At 69.6% G+C, this 16,993-nt stretch carries 17 protein-coding genes; 5 read left to right on the forward strand and 12 right to left on the reverse strand.

The features are described 5' to 3' along the window. Both GRC12_RS16485 and GRC12_RS16490 read left to right on the forward strand, forming a co-directional pair. A partial coding sequence (locus GRC12_RS16485) for an N-acetylmuramoyl-L-alanine amidase (protein WP_208780043.1) occupies nt 1-498 on the forward strand: 498 nt, incomplete at its 5' end. 203 nt (nt 499-701) lie between these two features. Beyond that, a complete protein-coding gene (locus GRC12_RS16490; RefSeq protein WP_208780044.1) occupies nt 702-2,255 on the forward strand; it encodes a multicopper oxidase family protein in 1,554 nt (517 codons plus the stop codon). Between the two features lie 18 nt (nt 2,256-2,273). On the opposite strand, the gene GRC12_RS16495 is transcribed toward GRC12_RS16490, so the two are convergent. The 3 genes from GRC12_RS16495 to GRC12_RS16505 all read right to left on the reverse strand — a co-directional run bounded on the left by GRC12_RS16495 (nt 2,274) and on the right by GRC12_RS16505 (nt 4,125). Continuing rightward, entirely contained in the window at nt 2,274-3,437 is a 1,164-nt protein-coding gene (locus GRC12_RS16495) for a cysteine desulfurase family protein (protein ID WP_208780045.1), read from the reverse strand. 202 nt (nt 3,438-3,639) lie between these two features. Continuing rightward, nucleotides 3,640-3,918, reverse strand: coding sequence for a DUF4190 domain-containing protein (locus GRC12_RS16500; RefSeq protein WP_208780046.1), 279 nt, complete (start codon nt 3,916-3,918; stop codon nt 3,640-3,642). A gap of 36 nt (nt 3,919-3,954) precedes the next feature. Further along, nucleotides 3,955-4,125: a hypothetical protein gene (locus GRC12_RS16505; protein WP_165954994.1), complete on the reverse strand. Its 171-nt coding sequence runs from the start codon at nt 4,123-4,125 to the stop codon at nt 3,955-3,957. A 145-nt stretch (nt 4,126-4,270) separates the two neighbouring features. On the opposite strand from GRC12_RS16505, the gene GRC12_RS16510 reads away from it, so the two are divergent. Then, nucleotides 4,271-4,897 (forward strand): TetR family transcriptional regulator, encoded by a 627-nt coding sequence (locus tag GRC12_RS16510; protein WP_208780047.1) that lies wholly within the window; start codon nt 4,271-4,273, stop codon nt 4,895-4,897. 79 nt (nt 4,898-4,976) lie between these two features. On the opposite strand, the gene GRC12_RS16515 is transcribed toward GRC12_RS16510, so the two are convergent. Together GRC12_RS16515 and GRC12_RS16520 are read right to left on the reverse strand one after the other, a co-directional pair. Continuing rightward, a complete protein-coding gene (locus GRC12_RS16515) occupies nt 4,977-5,378 on the reverse strand; it encodes a hypothetical protein (RefSeq protein ID WP_208780048.1) in 402 nt (133 codons plus the stop codon). 140 nt (nt 5,379-5,518) lie between these two features. Then, entirely contained in the window at nt 5,519-6,496 is a 978-nt protein-coding gene (locus tag GRC12_RS16520; protein ID WP_208780049.1) for a helix-turn-helix transcriptional regulator, read from the reverse strand. Between the two features lie 126 nt (nt 6,497-6,622). Between GRC12_RS16520 and GRC12_RS16525 the strand changes: the two genes are divergently transcribed. Then, nucleotides 6,623-7,210 (forward strand): TIGR03086 family metal-binding protein, encoded by a 588-nt coding sequence (locus GRC12_RS16525; protein ID WP_208780050.1) that lies wholly within the window; start codon nt 6,623-6,625, stop codon nt 7,208-7,210. 6 nt (nt 7,211-7,216) lie between these two features. Here GRC12_RS16525 and GRC12_RS16530 read toward each other — a convergent pair whose 3' ends face one another. Then, entirely contained in the window at nt 7,217-8,077 is an 861-nt protein-coding gene (locus GRC12_RS16530; protein WP_208780051.1) for a thioesterase family protein, read from the reverse strand. Between the two features lie 155 nt (nt 8,078-8,232). On the opposite strand from GRC12_RS16530, the gene GRC12_RS16535 reads away from it, so the two are divergent. Further along, nucleotides 8,233-9,456, forward strand: a complete 1,224-nt coding sequence (locus GRC12_RS16535; RefSeq protein ID WP_208780052.1) for an alpha/beta hydrolase — start codon at nt 8,233-8,235, stop codon at nt 9,454-9,456. Here the strand turns inward: GRC12_RS16535 and GRC12_RS16540 are convergent. The 6 genes from GRC12_RS16540 to GRC12_RS16565 all read right to left on the reverse strand — a co-directional run bounded on the left by GRC12_RS16540 (nt 9,365) and on the right by GRC12_RS16565 (nt 16,972). Then, entirely contained in the window at nt 9,365-10,021 is a 657-nt protein-coding gene (locus GRC12_RS16540; RefSeq protein WP_208780053.1) for a trimeric intracellular cation channel family protein, read from the reverse strand. The two genes, GRC12_RS16535 and GRC12_RS16540, sit on opposite strands and share 92 nt — an antisense overlap. A gap of 23 nt (nt 10,022-10,044) precedes the next feature. Further along, nucleotides 10,045-11,436, reverse strand: a complete 1,392-nt coding sequence (locus GRC12_RS16545) for a M1 family metallopeptidase (protein WP_208780054.1) — start codon at nt 11,434-11,436, stop codon at nt 10,045-10,047. 204 nt (nt 11,437-11,640) lie between these two features. Further along, a complete protein-coding gene (locus tag GRC12_RS16550) occupies nt 11,641-12,963 on the reverse strand; it encodes an ABC transporter ATP-binding protein (protein ID WP_308286562.1) in 1,323 nt (440 codons plus the stop codon). Between the two features lie 14 nt (nt 12,964-12,977). Beyond that, complete coding sequence (locus GRC12_RS16555; RefSeq protein ID WP_133046672.1) at nt 12,978-14,075, reverse strand: ABC transporter ATP-binding protein; 1,098 nt, start codon at nt 14,073-14,075, stop codon at nt 12,978-12,980. Continuing rightward, nucleotides 14,072-15,070: an ABC transporter permease gene (locus tag GRC12_RS16560; RefSeq protein ID WP_208780056.1), complete on the reverse strand. Its 999-nt coding sequence runs from the start codon at nt 15,068-15,070 to the stop codon at nt 14,072-14,074. Before GRC12_RS16560 ends, GRC12_RS16555 begins: the two co-directional genes overlap by 4 nt. A 111-nt stretch (nt 15,071-15,181) precedes the next feature. Then, the gene (locus tag GRC12_RS16565; protein WP_208780057.1) at nt 15,182-16,972 is read right to left on the reverse strand and encodes an ABC transporter substrate-binding protein; all 1,791 of its coding nucleotides are present in this window, start codon (nt 16,970-16,972) and stop codon (nt 15,182-15,184) included. Nucleotides 16,973-16,993 lie beyond the last annotated feature (21 nt).

Consider the following 16,993-nt stretch of genomic DNA (forward strand, 5'->3'; position numbering starts at 1 on the left):
GACTTCCGGGGCGCGCGGTGGATCGCGGCCTCCCCGGCGAACTACCGGCGGGCGGACCGGCCGGACGACTACGCGATCGACCGCGTGGTCGTCCATGTCACCCAGGGCGGTTACGCGAGCGCGGTCAAGGCCTTCGAGGACCCCGGACACCAGGCCGCGGCCCACTACATCGTCCGCGAGGACGGGCAGGTCACCCAGATGATCCGCGAGCTGGACGTGGCCTTCCACGCGGGCAACCGGGAGTACAACGAACGCAGCGTCGGCATCGAGCACGAGGGCTTCGTGGAGCGGAGGTCGTCGTTCACGGACGCGATGTACGCCTCCTCGGCGCGACTGACCGCGGGGATATGCGGGCGGTACGGCATACCCGTCGACCGGGACCATGTCATCGGGCATGTGGAGGTGCCGGGGACGGACCACACGGACCCGGGGCCGTACTGGGACTGGGAGCGGTACATGGGGCTTGTCCGACGGGCCGGACAGGCCCGACCTCGGTGACTCAATCGTGACCCTGTGCGTAGCCCCGCTCTTCGTGTGTCCGTTGCGTCCCCCCTGACGGAGGTGACCTGCGGCACGCCAACTTCGCTCCTCCGCATAGGAGTTGAGCGAGCACTCCCTTCACGGCGGCCGCACAGCGCACCCGGCCCGCTCCTAATCTCGGCCCAGTCCTCACACAGAACTCACGTCGACCATCCCGGTCCATGGCTGACATCACAGAGCCCGATGGGCGCACCAGCGCCACGGGCAGCAGCAACAAGTCCAGGCACACCAAGACCGCCCGCACCTCCGGCGGCAAGGGAGTGCACCGGCGCAGGTTCCTCGGCGGCATGGCCGGGGTCGCACTCGGGGCGGTCGCGGGCGCCGGTGGCGCCTTCTCGCTGCTGACCGAGGCGGGGAAGAACAAGGCGAGCGCCGCCACCAACACCGCCACCCTGACCGTCCCCGACCTCCTGGAGGGCACCACCTCCGGCAGCACGACCACCTTCACGCTGGAGGCGAAGACCGGCACCGCCGAGGTGGTGTCCGGGGTCACCAGCAGCACGATGGGCTACAACCAGTCCTTCCTCGGCCCCACCATGAAGTGGACCAGCGGCGACACGGTCCTGCTCAACATCACCAACAGCCTGGGCGAGGACACCACCGTCCACTTCCACGGCGCCCACGTCCCGGCCAAGATGGACGGCGGCCCGCAGGTCGCCTTCTCGGACGGCACCACCTGGTCCCCCACGTTCACGGTCAAGGACGAGGCCAAGACGCTCTGGTACCACCCGCACGCCCTGGGCACCACGGCGAAGCAGGCGGTGCACGGCCTGGCCGGCATGATCATCGTGGAGGACGACTCCACCGCGTCCTCCGACCTCCCCAGCACCTACGGCACCGACGACATCCCGCTGATCTTCCAGAGCCTGGCCGCCGACAGCAGCGGCGACATCAAGTACAACCTCACCGGCTACCTCGGCAGCGGGCTGAGCTTCCCGCTGCTGCTGAACGGCACCAACGTCGACGACACCACGCTCACCTTCACGGCGACCAAGACCCGCACCCGGTTCCGGTGTCTGAACGCCTCGCCGTCGGACATCATCACCATCCAGCGCAGCGACGGCGGCACGCTCAACCAGATCGCCACCGACCAGGGTTACCTCACCGCGGCCACCGAGGTGACCAGCATCCGGCTGGTGGCGGGCGCCCGCGCGGAGTTCGTGCTGGACCTGTCGGACGCGGTCACGCTCCAGGCCGTCGTCACCACCGGCTGGGTGCGCGGCGGCAGCGGCACGTACGACGTGCTCGCGATCACCGCGTCGGGCACGGACACCCCGGACGACCTGCCGAGTTCGCTCAACACGATCACCCGGTACGACACCAGCGACTTCACCGCCCGGACGATCACCCTCGGCCAGAGCGGCGCGACCATGCTGATCAACGGGTCCGCCGGTACCAGCATGTCCTCCATGGCGATGATCAGCACCACGCTGGGCGCCAAGGAGATCTGGACGATCAAGAACAGCACCCAGCTTGAGCACTCGTTCCATCTGCACGACGTGCCCTACCAGGTGATCTCCATCAACGGCGAGGACCCGACCGGCGTGGACCTCGGCTGGTTCGACACCTACGAGGTGGTCGGCGGCGGCTCCATCGAGATCGCGATGGAGTTCACGGACTTCACGGACGACACCTACATGTACATGCTCCACTGCCATCTGCTGCAGCACGAGGACGAGGGCATGATGGCGTCCCTGATGGTGACGGAGAGTTAGGGGAGCCCCTCCGGCGAATTAGGTGAGCCCGGCGGCTCGAGCGCGCTCGACCGCCGGGCCGATCGCCTTGGCGACCGCCTCCACGTCGGCCTCCGTGGAGGTGTGGCCGAGGGAGAAGCGGAGGGTGCCGCGGGCCAGGTCCGGGTCGGTGCCGGTGGCGAGCAGCACATGGCTCGGCTGGGCGACGCCGGCGGTGCAGGCGGAGCCGGTGGAGCACTCGATGCCCTGGGCGTCCAGGAGCAGCAGCAGGGAGTCGCCCTCGCAGCCGGGGAAGGTGAAGTGGGCGTTGGCGGGGAGCCGGTCGACCGGGTCGCCGCCGAGGATCGCGTCCGGGACGGCCGTACGGACCGCCTCGATCAGGCTGTCGCGCAGGGCGCCGATCTCGGTGGCGAACCACTCGCGCTGCTCGGCGGCGAGACGGCCGGCGACCGCGAAGGAGGCGATCGCGGGGACGTCCAGGGTGCCGGAGCGGACGTGCCGCTCCTGGCCGCCGCCGTGCAGGACCGGTACGGGGGTGTACTCGCGGCCGAGGACCAGGGCGCCGATGCCGTAGGGGCCGCCGATCTTGTGGCCGGACACGGTCATCGCGGCGAGGCCCGAGGCGCCGAATTCGACGGGGACCTGGCCGAAGGCCTGGACGGCGTCGGCGTGCAGCGGGACGCCGAACTCCTGGGCGACGTCGGCGAGTTCGCGGACCGGGAAGACGGTGCCGATCTCGTTGTTGGCCCACATCACGGTGGCCAGGGCGACGTCGTCCGGGTTCTTCGCGAGGGCCTCGCGCAGGGCCTCGGGGTGGACGCGTCCGTAGCTGTCGACCGGGAGGTACTCGACGGTGGCGCCCTCGTGCTCGCCGAGCCAGTGGACGGCGTCGAGGACGGCGTGGTGCTCGACGGGGCTGGCGAGGACCCGGGTGCGGCGGGGGTCGGCGTCGCGGCGGGACCAGTACAGGCCCTTCACCGCGAGGTTGTCGGCCTCGGTGCCGCCGGATGTGAGGACGACCTCGCTGGGGCGGGCGCCGAGCGCGTCCGCGAGCGTCTCGCGGGCTTCCTCGACGGTGCGCCTCGCGCGGCGGCCGGACGCGTGCAGGGAGGAGGCGTTGCCGGTCACGCTCAGGTGCGCGCTGAGTGCCTCGACTGCCTCCGGGAGCATCGGGGTGGTCGCGGCGTGGTCGAGGTATGCCATGGTGCGCACGATTCTACGGGGCGGGTCGCTGCGCTTGGCTTTGGCCGCGTACTGCCTCCCGGAACTGCGGCTGGGGTCGGTCGCGCGGCACCCGGCGTGCAGGCCGTGCCCACCCGTTCCGCCCTGCGGAACGACTGCCCACGGCGGTACGGCGGTACGGCGGTACGGCTTGTACGGCGATTCCGCGATGCCCTGTTCGCGTTCAGAAGCTCCAGGAGATGGTGCTGTCCGCCTGCATGAAGGCGACCAGGACGATGAGGTCCGCGACGCCCAGGCCCAGGCCCAGGAAGGCGCGGCCCCGGCGGGTGGTGCCGCGCCAGAGGGCGGCCGTGGCCAGGATGATCGCGATCGGGCCGAGGAAGATGTTCAGGACGAGCAGGCCGACGAGGCCCAGGATGAAGGAGGCCACCGCCATGCCGTCGGCGTCGCGGCGGGTCGGGGCGGCGTCGGGACGGTCGGTGGCGCGGGCGGTGAGTTGCATGACGGGTCAGCTCCCGGCAGTCGTGGCGGTGGTGGGTCAGTGGCTGGTGGTGGTGTGGCGGCGACGGCCGTGGCGCTCGCGGAGCGCGAAGATGCCGAGCCATGCGGCGATGACGGCGGCGGCGACGAGGGTGAAGGCGAACGGCGCGTGGGCCACGGTGCCCAGTACGGCGCCAAACAGCAGCAGGGCGGCGACGAGGAACAGCATGGGATGAAACCCCCTCCGAGACGCCTCGGGGACGCCTTCTCGTTACGTTTCGGTGAACAGTTGTAGTTACAGTTGTTCACTGACTTCAGAGTCTAGCGCGTCTCGCGGCTTTCCAAATCCAGAGAACAGTTGTTAACTGGATGACATGAGTCACACCCTCGGCATCCGGCAGGCGCAGAAGCAGAAGACCCGGCAGGCGCTCCTCGACGCGGCCCTCGGCCTGCTGGAGGAGCAGAGCCTGAGCAGCCTGGGCCTGCGCGAGGTCACCCGCGCGGTCGGCGTCGCCCCGACCGCCTTCTACCGGCACTTCCGCTCCATCGCGGATCTCGGCGTGGCCCTGGTCGAGGAGGCGCTGGGCAGCCTGCACCCGATGATCAGGACGACGGTGGCCACCACCGACGACAGTGACCAACGGATCCAACGCGCCATCGAGTTGATCGCCGGTCATGTGAGCGAGTACCCCGCCCATGTCCGTTTCATCGCCCGCGAGCGACATGGCGGAGTTCAGTCGGTGCGCGAGGCGATACGGGACCAACTCGCCCTGTTCGCCGAGGAGGTGCGGGCCGAACTGGCCAAGGACCCGGAGTCCGCCGGCTGGAGCGACGACGACCTGCTGATGCTGGCCCATCTCTACGTGGACCAGATGCTGATCACCGCCTCCCTGTTCCTGGAAGCGATGGAGGGCACCGAGGAGGACCGCGAGCACGTCGAGCAGGTCGCCACCCGGCAGATGCGGCTCATCAGCATCGGGCGCCATCACTGGCTGGATTGAGCCACCGCGGAACGGACAACGCACAGGGGCGGCACCCCCGTTCACCGGGAGTGCCGCCCCTGTCGTACGGCGTGACGGGTCAGCTCTTGGTCGCCGCCGCCGTCGGCTGCCCGCTCGGGGCGCCGCTCGGTGCGGCACCGCCGCCGGGACCGCCCTGGCCGCCGCCGCAACCGCCCGCCCCGCCGCCACCCGGGCCGCCCTGACCAGCACCCTGGCCGCCGCCGGGCGCGCCGCTCGGCATCCCGGTGGGAGTGCCGGTCGGCCGGGCCGTCGCGTTGCCCGTCGGCGCGCCCGAGGGGGCACCGCTCGGCCGGCCCGAGGCGTTGCCCGTGGGCATGCCGGAGGGCGCCGAACACGCCTGCCCCTGCCCGGAGTTGCCGGTGCCCGAGGAGGACGAGGAGTCGCTCGAGCCGCAGGCCGCCAGGACCAGAGGCGAGAGCGCCAGCAGGGCCACCGCGGGGACGAGACGCACACGCTTCATGAGAAACAGCTCCAAGGAGGATGAGGGTGCCTTGAGACCGGCACTCAACCAACGGCGCATTGGGCTTCCTTGGGGGCGGTCTGTCCCCGGACTGTGACTCGGGTCAAGGGGATCTCAAGACACCGCGCCGACCTGCGGCTTCACCGAGCGGACCGGACCGCCCGCTGGTACAGCTCCGTGACAGAGGCGGCCGCCGCCGCGACCTCCGCGCGTACCTCCGGCGGCTCGAGCACCTCCACGTGTTCGGCGAACTGGAGCAGTTGACGGGCCTCGGGCACGACCCCGTACGACAGCCGTACGGTCACCCACTCCCCCTCGCCGTCGGTGTCCGGGAGTTCGGCGAGATGGGCGGCGTTCAGGCGCAGGAACATGTCCAGCCGGCTGCGCCGGACGCGCACCGTGACGTCGAGCCCGCCCGGCCGCTCCTCCACCTGACGGCGCAACACCTGCCAGACATCGGCGAGTTCGACGCCCGGACGGCGCTTCACGGGGTCCTCCAGGACCGCGGCCGAGCGCACCCGGTCGGCGCGGAAGAGCCGCGGCTTCGCACGGCGGTCGGCGACGAGGTACCAGACGCCCGCCTTGGAGACGAGCCCGTAGGGGTCGACCGTGTAGGTCCGCGGCTCCCGCTCGCCGCTGTGCCGGTAGCGCAGCCGCAGCCGCCGGTCGGCGAAGACGGCGTCCTGCAGGACGTCGAGGTCGACGGGTCCCTGCGGGCCGCCCTTCCAGCGGGTGGCGTCGACCAGAATGCGGCGGGAGGTCACCTCGGCGGCCGGGCGGTGCGGCGCCGGGAGCGCGGCCATGACCTTGCGCAGCGCCGAGCCGAGGGCCGCGTCCAGTCCCAGCGCGGCGTGCGCGCCCTGGGCGGCCAGGATGAACAGCGCCCGCGACTCGTCGGCGGTCAGTCCCGTGACGTCCGTGCGGAACCCGGCCAGCAGCTCGATCCCGCCGTGCCGCCCGCGCTCGGCGTAGACCGGCACCCCGGAGGCCGACAGCGCCTCCACGTCCCGGTAGATGGTGCGCACCGACACCTCCAGCCGCTCGGCCAGTTCGTGCGCGGGGACGCGGCCGCGGGTCTGCAGGAGCAGCAGGATCGACAGCAGGCGGTCGGACTTCACGTACACAGAATCGCGCCACGGGCGATCGCCCGCAAATGTTGACGGAAACTGTCAGGTTATGGGCGGAGTCTTCGAGCAGCGGAACGCACCGGAAAGCACCGCACGGACACCACAGAGAGGCCGGCCATGAACGCCATCGACCCCCGCCCCGTCTACGCCCGCGCCACCGAGCAGGCGGCCGCGCTCATCGCGACCGTACGGGCGGACCAGCTCGACTCCCCCACCCCGTGCGCCGAGTTCGACGTCCGCACCCTGCTCGGCCACATCGTCGGCGGCACCCTGCGGATCGCGGTCGTCGGGGAGGGCGGCGACGGTCTCGCCGTCCACCCCTTCGCGCAAGGCGTCGGCGACGACGAGTGGCCGGCCGCCTATGACGAGGTGCGCGTCCGGGTCCTCAAGGCCTGGGAGAGCGACGCCCGTCTGGAGGCGCCGGTCCGCGTGCCGTGGGGAGAGGTCCCGGGGCGCGCCGCCCTCTCCGGCTACGTCATGGAGCTGGTCACGCACACCTGGGATCTGTCGGAGTCCCTCGGCCGGCCGCATCGACTCGACCCGGAGCCGGCCGAGTTCGCCCTCGCCGTCGCCCGTCGCGTCCTCCCCGACCCGGAGCGCGACGCCGACACGCCCTTCGCCTCGGTGGTACCGGCCCCCGAAGGGGCCGACGCCTATGGGCGGTTGGCGGCCTGGCTCGGCCGTGAACTGCTCGTCCGAGCCTGACTCCGTCTATCCCAGCCTGACGCGCGCCAGTTGGCGGGACTGGGCGACCAGGCGGTCGGCGCTGTCCCAGACCTCGGCGTCCTCCTCCAGGAAGCCGCCGGCGAGGTTGCGGGTGGTGATGGAGACGCGGAGCGGGCCGGGCGCGGGGCGGCAGCGCACGTGGACGGTGAGCTCGACCGTGGGGACCCAGCCCTTCAGGCCGATTTCGAAGGCGGTGGGCGGCAGCGCGTCCACCGCGAGCAGGAGGGAGAGCGGGTCGGCGTCACGGCCGTCCGCCAGGCCGAACCAGGCCCGCATCTCGCCCTTGCCGGAGGGCGCGCCGACCGCCCAGCCGAGGGTGGCGGGGTCCAGCTTGATCATCAGACGGTCCGCGATGGCGGAGCTGCCGGTGATGGGAGCCGGGCCGTCGCTGGGGCCGAAGCACTCCTCGATCGGCGGGATCGCGGGCGGCCGGGCCGTCGTACGGACGTCGTCGGGGAGGGCGTCGAGGTCGCCGTAGGAGGCGAGGACGCGGATGCGTTCGACCTCGTTGCCCTCCTCGTCGTACTGGAGGAGGGAGGCCTGGCCGGTGGAGAGGGTGCGGCCGGTGCGGACCACGTCCGTGCGGACCACGGCCGGGCCCGGCTGGGAGGCGGTCAGGTAGTGGGCCGAGATCGTGAACGGGTCGGAGTGCGGCAGGGCGTCCGCGAGGGCGCGGCCCACAACGGCCAGCAGATAGCCGCCGTTGACGGCGTTGATGATGGTCCAGCCGGCCGAGAGGTCGATGGCGTAGACCCCGTCGGCGCGCCGGGTGAGCGCGGTGTCGCGGTCGAACTCGCTGTCGCCGACGGTGGCCCGGGTGGCCTGTGCGGAAGCTGCTTCTGGCATGCCTGAACGGTACAACGAGAAATTACTAAGCGGTAGCTTGCAGCGTTACGGCTGGATGAAGCGCACCCCGCCTCCCGGGTGAGGTTCCGGCAATTTCTTGGTAAGTGTCCGATCCTGTCCGAAACCCGGACCCCCTCGTCCCCCTCTATGGGGACATGAGCCTCACCGGGACTCCGTTCCTCTACACGCTGATCGTGCTGTTCGCGGTCGCCCTGATACTGCCGCTTGTCCTGTGGTCGCGGATGCGCGGGCCAAAAGCCCTGCGCGCCGCGGCCCGGATGCTGATGCTGCTGTTCGCGCAGGGGACGGCGGTCGCGCTGGTCTTCGTCCTCGTCAACAACGCCAACAGCCTGTACGACAACTGGGCCGACCTGCTCGGCACCGGCAACCATGTGCAGCAGGCCGCCAACCTCGGCGCCGACGGCACCGGCGGCATAGCGCTGAAACGGTTGCCCAAGGTGAAGCAGGACTTCACCGCCGCCAGCGGACCCGGTATGCGGGGCGTGCGCGAGACCCAGCTCAAGGGCCGCGTCTCCGGCGTGAACGCCGAGGTCTACGTATGGACTCCGCCGCAGTACGACGAGGCGAGGTACAAGAACCACAAGTTCCCGGTCGTGGAGCTGCTGCCCGGCTACCCCGGCTCGGCGAAGGCCTGGTTCGGCTCGCTGCACGTGATCCGCGAGCTGGAGCCGCTGATGCGCAGCGGCCAGGTCGCCCCGTTCATCCTGGTGGCGCCGCGCACCAACCTGCTGGCGAGCATCGACACCGGCTGCGCGAACATCCCGGGCACGGTCAACGCGGACAGCTGGCTCAGCATCGACGTGCCGAAGATGGTCATGGACAACTTCCGCGCCGAGCCCGCGCCCCGGGGCTGGGCGACCGCCGGGTACTCGGCGGGCGGGCACTGCGCGGTGAAGCTGGCCGTGGCGCACCCCGACCGCTACATGGGGGCGATCAGCTTCTCCGGCTACAACGACCCGATCGGCGAACGCAACTCGCTCGCCTCGCAGAACCCCACGGTCCGCGCCGAGAACAACCCCTACCTGCTGCTGAAGAAGCAGTTCACCCCGCCCCGGATCGCGCTGTACATGTCCGGCCAGCCGCACGACGGCTACGAGGCCGCCGTCGGCCTCGAACAGATCGCGAAGGCACCGACGACCGTGCACGTCGTCTTCATCCCGAAGAGCGCCGGCGGCCACAACATGGCGCTGTGGCGGCCGCAGGTCGTCCCGGCCTTCCGCTGGCTGTCGCTGGAGATGGGCCAGCACAGGGCGCGCCTCGGGGGCACTACTCCTCGCGAACCGTCGACCGGCGGTTCCACGCGCGCGGCGCTCGCCAGTGGAACCGCATCGCGAGCAGGCGTAGGACGAAAGCCGTGAGGGCGGCCAGTGAGCTGGTGAGGGGACCGAGGACGTCGTAGCGGATGCAGAGCACGACCATGGTGGCGCCGACCATCGCCGGGACCGCGTACAGGTCGCGGTCCCAGCGCAGCAGCGACGGCACCTCGTTGGCGAGTACGTCCCTGAGCACGCCGCCGCCCACGGCGGTGGCCAGGCCCAGGCAGGCGGACGCGGTGAGGCCCAGCCCGTACTCGTAGGCCTTGGTCGTGCCGGCCACGCAGAACAGGCCGAGGCCGGCCGCGTCGAAGACGTTCACCCCGACCTGGATGCGCTCCACCTGCGGGTGCAGGAAGAACACCAGCAGAGCGGCGAGCAGCGGGGTGACGAAGTAGCCGAGGTCGGTGAAGGCGGCGGGCGGCACCGCGCCGATGACCAGGTCCCTGAACAGCCCTCCGCCCAGCGCGGTGACCTCGGCGAGCACGGCGATGCCGAACACGTCGAAGTTCTTGCGGACGGCCAGCAGCGCGCCGGAGATGGCGAACACGAAGATGCCGACGAGGTCGAGCGTGTGCTGGACGGAGGGGCTGAACAGTTGCTGGAGCACCCCACATTCTTACCCGGGGGTGTTCACAGAGCCGGTTTGCCCGTGGTGGAGAGCCACTTCTGGAACAGGTCGCCCAGCTTCTGCCCGGAGACCTTCTCTGCGAGCGCGATGAACTGGGCGGTGTTCGCGTTGCCGTACCGGTGGAGCCTGGTCCAGGTCGGCAGCAGCCGGAAGAACGCGGTGTCGCCGATGCGCTCGCGCAGCGCCTGGAGGGTCATCGCGCCGCGCTGGTAGACCGCGGAGGCGAACATGGTGTCGCGCTGCGGGTCGGCGACGACGGTCTGCCAGAAGGCGCTGTCCGCCGGGCGGGAGTTGTAGGCGGCGAGGAAGGAGTCGTGGGCGCTGCGGGTGCCCTGGTGCTCGGCCCACAGCCACTGGGCGTACGTGGCGAAGCCCTCGTTGAGCCAGATGTCCTTCCAGCGCTCCACGGACACCGAGTCGCCGAACCACTGGTGGGCCAGCTCGTGGACGATCGTGGTCTCGTTGCGCACGGCCGAGTACGCCGGCTTGCTCTGCACCTCCAGCGAGAACCCGGCCTGGGGCATGTCGTCGACGATCGCGCCGGTCTCCTCGAAGGGGTAGGGCCCGAAGACCTGCGACCAGTAGTCGGTGGCGGCGGCCGTCACGGCGTACACGTCGACGTTGTTGCTGTTCGCGAGCACCGGGTCGACGGCGACGTAGATCGGGATGCCGGAGGGGGTCCGGCCGGTCTTGACGTCGAACTTCCCGATCGTGGCGGTCGCGAGGTAGCTCGCCATCGGTTTGCTCTCGCGCCAGTGGGCGTACGTCGAGCCGTCCTTGTCGTACGTCGAGACCAGCCGGCCGTTGGAGACGCCGGTCAGGCCCTTGGGGGCCTTGATGCGGATGTCGTAGGTGGCCTTGTCGGAGGGGTGGTCGCTGGACGGGAACCAGGTGGAGGCGGCGTTGGGCTCGCAGGCGACGAAGACGCCGTCGGGGGTCTTCATCCAGCCGTAGTCGGAGCCGAACACGATGGGCCCGCTGAGGGGTTCGGGTACGCCGCCGTAGGTGACGGTGACCTTGAAGGTGTGCCCCTGGGGGAGAACTCCCTTGGGCTTGATGCGCAGTTCGTCGCCGTCCCGGGTGAACGCGGCGTGTCTGCCGTTCACTTCGACCCGGGTGACCTCCAGTTTCTGCAGGTCGAGATCGAAGGACGACAGGGCCTGGGTCGCGCGGGCGGTGAGGGTCGTACGGCCGTCGAGGCGGTCGGTGTCCGGGTTGTACGCCACGTCGAGGTCGTAATGCCGGGCGTCGAAGCCGCCGTTGCCGAGGTTCGGGAAGTAGGTGTCGCCGATGCCGGGAGCGCCCGGGGTGGGGGCGGGAGAGGCGGCGATGACAAGGAAAGAGGCCGCCGCTGTCGCGAGGGCCCCTAAACGTGCCGAACGGGAGAAGGCCATGGGTCGTCCCTTCGGTGCGTGGTCCGATTCAGCCGGATACGCCGACCCTGCCTCCCGCTATCCGGTCATGTACACGACTTTGCCAACTCGTCATGCGCTACTCGCCTGTTGACTCCTGTTCCACACGGGACACGCGAAGGCCCCGGCAGTCCGAACGGACTGCCGGGGCCTTCGCGTGGATGAACGCGGCTGGAGGAACGCGGCCTACTTCTCGCCGGTCTCCGGCTCGGCGGCCGCGGGCGACTCGGCGCTCGCGGCGGATTCCTCGGTCGCCGGGGTCTCGGCGGATTCCTCGGTCACCGGGGTCTCGGCGGATTCCTCGGTCGCGGGGGTCTCGGCGGCTTCTTCGGCCGCGGGGGCCTCCGAGGTCTCCGCGACCTCCGCCGCCACCGCCGCCGACGTCTCCGCCGACTCCGCGAGGACCTCGTCGGCGACCAGTTCGGCCGCCTCCTTGGCCATGGTCAGCAGGACCGTGTCCTGCGGAGCCTGGTCCTCGAAGTTCTCCGGGTGGTGGCAGGCGACCTGCTGGCCGGGCTTCAGCTCGGTGAGCTTCGGCTCGGTGGTCTTGCAGATCTCCGTCGCCTTCCAGCACCGGGTGTGGAAGCGGCAGCCGCTCGGCGGGGAGATCGGCGAGGGCACGTCACCCTTGAGCAGGATCCGCTCGCTCTTCTCGTTCTTGCGCCGCGGGTCCGGGATCGGCACCGCCGACATCAGCGCCTTGGTGTACGGGTGCATCGGCGCCTTGTACAGCGACTCACGGTCGGCCAGCTCGACGATCTTGCCGAGGTACATCACCGCGATCCGGTCCGAGACGTGCCGGACCACCGAGAGGTCGTGCGCGATGATCACGTACGTCAGGCCCAGCTCCTGCTGGAGGTCGTCCAGCAGGTTGACGACCTGGGCCTGGATCGACACGTCCAGCGCGGAGACCGGCTCGTCCGCCACGACCAGCTTCGGGTTCAGGGCGAGCGCGCGGGCGATGCCGATGCGCTGGCGCTGACCGCCGGAGAACTCGTGCGGATAGCGGTTGTAGTGCTCGGGGTTGAGACCGACCACCGACAGCAGCCGCTGGACCTCCTTCTTCACTCCGCCCTCGGGCTCGACGCCCTGGAGCTTGAAGGGGGCGCCGATGATCGTGCCGATGGTGTGGCGCGGGTTCAGCGAGGAGTACGGGTCCTGGAAGATCATCTGCACGTCGCGGCGCAGCGGGCGCATGCCGCTGACGCCGAGGTGCGTGATGTCCCTGCCCTCGAACTCGACCTTGCCGCCGGTCGGTTCCAGCAGCCGGGTGATCAGCCGGCCCATGGTCGACTTGCCGCAGCCGGACTCGCCCACGACACCGAGGGTCTCACCGGCCCGGACCTCGAAGTCGAGGCCGTCGACGGCGTGCACGGCGCCGACCTGGCGCTGCAGCAGACCCTTCTTGATCGGGAAGTGCTTCTGCAGTCCCGTCACCTTCAGCAGGGTCTCGCCGGCGGCGGCGTCCTTGGTGAGGGTGGCACCGTCGCTCTTCGCGGGAGTGGTCACGGCTTTGTCCTCGCTCACAGCTTCGGCGCAATCTCTTCGGTCCAGATACGCTCCCGCTGCTCCTGCGTCATGTGGCAGGCGGCCCAGTGCTGGCTGCCGACCTCGGTCAGCTCGGGGCGGACCGTGCGGGTGACGTTGTCCTTGGGGACGTCGGCGTACGGGCAGCGCGGGTTGAAGGCGCAGCCGGACGGGACGTTGATCAGCGAGGGCGGGGATCCCTTGACCGGGATCAGACGCTCCTGCTGCTCACGGTCCAGGCGCGGCATCGAGCCGAGCAGACCCCAGGTGTAGGGGTGGCGGGGCTCGTAGAACACCTTGTCGGCCGGGCCCCGCTCCACGCAGCGGCCGCCGTACATCACCAGGATGTCGTCGGCCAGCTCGGCGACGACGCCCAGGTCGTGGGTGATGATGATGACCGCGGAGCCGAACTCCTTCTGCAGGTCCCGGATCAGGTCGAGGATCTGCGCCTGGACGGTCACGTCGAGGGCGGTCGTCGGCTCGTCCGCGATCAGCAGCTCGGGGTTGTTCACCAGCGACATCGCGATCATCGCGCGCTGGCGCATACCGCCGGAGAACTCGTGCGGGTAGTTGTCCACCCGCTTGTCGGGCTGCGGGATGCCCACCCGGTCGAGCATCTCGACCGCGCGCTTCTTCGCGGTCTTCTTGTCGACGTTGTGGTGGATGCGGTACGCCTCCACGATCTGCTGGCCGATCGTGTAGTACGGGTGCAGCGCGGACAGCGGATCCTGGAAGATCATCGACATCTCGCGCCCGCGCAGCTTGCGGACCTCGTCCGGGTCGGCGGACAGCAGCTCGGTGCCGTCCAGCCAGATCTCACCGGATATCTGCGCCTTGCGCTTGCCGTACTGGCCGGCGGTGTGCAGGCCCATGATGCCGAGCGAGGTCACCGACTTGCCGGAGCCCGACTCGCCCACGATGCCGAGGGTCTTGCCCTTCTCCAGCGTGAAGGAGAGCCCGTCGACGGACTTGACCAGACCGTCGTCGGTCGGGAAGTGCACCTTCAGGTCGCGCACTTCCAGGAAGGACGTCGGGGCGGGGGAGGTGCTCGTGGGCTCGCCCACGGCCGCTCCGCTCTTGCTCAGCTCGGTCATGTGAGCCTCACTCGGGGGTCGATCACGGCGTACAGGACGTCGACCACGAGGTTGGCGATCAGCACCGCGAGAGAAGTGATCAGGGTGACGCCCAGAATGATGGGCAGGTCCTGGGTCTTGATGGCGTTGAGCACCGCCTGGCCGAGGCCGGGCAGGCTGAACGTCGTCTCGGTCAGGATCGCGCCGCCGATGAGGGCGCCGAGGTCCATGCCGAGCATGGTCAGGATGGGGGTCATGGTGGAGCGCATGGCGTGCTTGCCGATGACGACCTGCTCCGTGAGGCCCTTCGCGCGCGCCGTGCGGATGTAGTCCTCGCCGAGGATCTCCAGCATGGTGGCGCGGGTGATCCGGGCGTACATCGCCGCGTACAGGAACGCGAGGGTGACCCAGGGCAGGATCATGCCTCCCAGCCAGCCGGAGAAGCTGTCGGTGAGGGGCACGTACTTGCCGTCGATCCAGCCGAGGCCGTAGCTGAAGATCGCGAGCGACAGCAGACCCGTGAAGTAGATCGGGAGGGAGACACCGCTGAGCGCGATGACCATCGCGCCGCGGTCCCACAGGCTGCCCCGCTTGAGGGCGGAGAGCACACCGGCCGCGACACCGAAGACCAGCCACAGCACGGCGGCACCGAGCGCCAGACCCAGGGTCACCGGGAAGCGGTCGGTGAGCACGGGCCAGACGTCCTGCTCGGTACGGAAGGAGTAGCCGAAGCAGGGCGCGGCGCAGTGGGTGACATCGCCGCCGGCCGCGTAGGTGCGGCCCACGAAGATGCCCTTGAAGAAGTGCCAGACCTGAACGAAGATCGGGTCGCTCAGTCCGAGCTTCTCGCGCACCGCTGCCACCGACGCGGGGTCGGCCTGCTTGCCCACGAAGCTTGAGGCGATGTCCACGCCCGCCCACTTGGGGACGAGGAAGAAGATGCAGAAGACCACCAGGATGATGACCACCAGCATCACTGCGGCGGCGAAGAGCCGCCTGATGAGGTAAGCGAGCACAGCTAACGGCCCGCCGCAGGACCGCGGGCCGCCGGAGGTCGTCCGGTGGCCCACGGTCCCGCCGCGCCGGCCTTCACCTGCCTTTCGTGCCGTTCGGCGGGTGTGCCGGGTTTACTTCGTGGACTTCAGACCGAGGTTGACGAAGTCGTAGTAGCCGCTGTACGCGTTCGACGTGTAGACGTTGCCGACGCGCGAGGAACGGAAGTTCAGCAGCCGCTCGAAGGTGAAGGGCAGGTAGTACGCGCCCTCGCTCACCTTGTGGTTGATCTCCGTGGCGATCTGCGTCTTGCCGGCCTCGTCCTGCGTGGTGGTGTACTGGTCGAACAGGCCGTCGATCGTCTTGTCCTTGATCATGGCGAAGTTGTTGTTGCCGCTCTGCAGGATGTAGTGGCTGTTCCACAGCGGCAGGCCGTAACCCTGGACGGTCGGGAAGTCCGGACCCCAGCCCATGATGATGATGCCGAGCTTCTTCTTCGCCACGTTCGCCGGGGCGCCGATGATGCCGGAGCTCTGCGAACCGTCGTACTGGTAGATGTCGGCGTTGATGCCGACCTTCTTCAGCGACGCCTGCAGGGACGTGGCCGTGGCCACCTCCTGCGCCTTGTTGTTGCGGACGGCGATGGTGGTGCTGAAGCCGTTCGGCTGACCGCAGGCCTTGAGCTCCTGCTTGGCCAGGTTGACGTTGCCGTTCTTGTTGGCACCGGCGATCTGGTACGGGTCGTACTTCTGGCCCTCGCCACCCGCGACGGACGGCGGGAGCATGTTGGTGCCGATGTCACCACCGGCGACCGGGCCACCGCGCGCGGTCTGGATCGACACGTGGTCGGCCGCGTAGATGACGGCCTTGCGGCAGTGGATGTTGTCGAACGGCTTGACCGTCTGCGGGAAGACCGCGTAGCGGATGAAGCCGGAGACCGGGTTGTCCAGGTTGCCCTTGTGCTGCTTCAGGGCGATCTGACGCGCCTGCGGGCCGAGGCCCGTCTGGCTGGCGTCGATGTCGTAGTCGCCGTTGATCAGACGCTGGTCGGAGTCGTTCTGGTTGGACGAGATGTCCAGCGTGATCTTGTCCGGGTACGCCTTGCGGATGGGGTCCGAGGACGCCTTCCAGTTGGTGTTGCGGACCAGGACCAGGCCCTTGCCCGGGCTGTACGACTGGAACTTGTACGGGCCGGAGGAGAAGGGGTGCAGCGTGTACTTGGCCTTGGTGTCCTTGTCCTGGCGGACCGGGGAGGACGCGACCATCGCCAGCACCTCGGGGAAGTCCGAGTTCGGCTTCGGCAGGTGGAAGACGATCGTCTTCGCGTCCGGCGTGGAGATCGCCTTCAGGCCGAGCTTGTCCTTCGAGGTGTCCTTGTAGGGACCCTTGTAGGTGTTGTTCGGGTCGAGCATCTGCTGGATGTAGATCGGACCGCCGGACAGCACGTCCTGCGCCCAGACGCGCTCGATGCCGTACTTGACGTCCTGGGAGGTGATCGGCTTGCCGTCCTCCCACGTGATGCCGTCCCGCAGGTGCAGCGTGTAGGTCTTGCCGCCGTCGGTGACCTCGGGCATGGCGGTGGCGAGGTCCGGGGTGAGCTTGGCGCCCTCGGCACCCGGCGCGGTCTTGTACGTCAGCAGCTGACGGCTGTAGTAGCGCGCGAAGTCCCACATGAAGCCGTAGTAGCCGCGCGTGGTGTCCCAGAAGTCGGCGTCCTGGGTGCTGACGAACTTCAGGGTGCCGCCCTTCTTGACCTGATCGGCCTGGGCGACCTTGTTGTTCGCGGCGTCGAAGCCGGCGGCGCCGGACGACGAACCCCCGTTGTCGTTGCCGCCGCCGCACGCTGCCAAGGTCAGCAGCCCGGCGACCGCGGCAGCAGCGGCCAACGCCTGCTTACGCCGCCCTGAGGTGCGTTGGGTAGTCACGATCTCGGATCCTCCGGATTT

The organism is Streptomyces griseorubiginosus (genome assembly GCF_017614965.1).
Classification (GTDB): domain Bacteria; phylum Actinomycetota; class Actinomycetes; order Streptomycetales; family Streptomycetaceae; genus Streptomyces; species Streptomyces griseorubiginosus_B.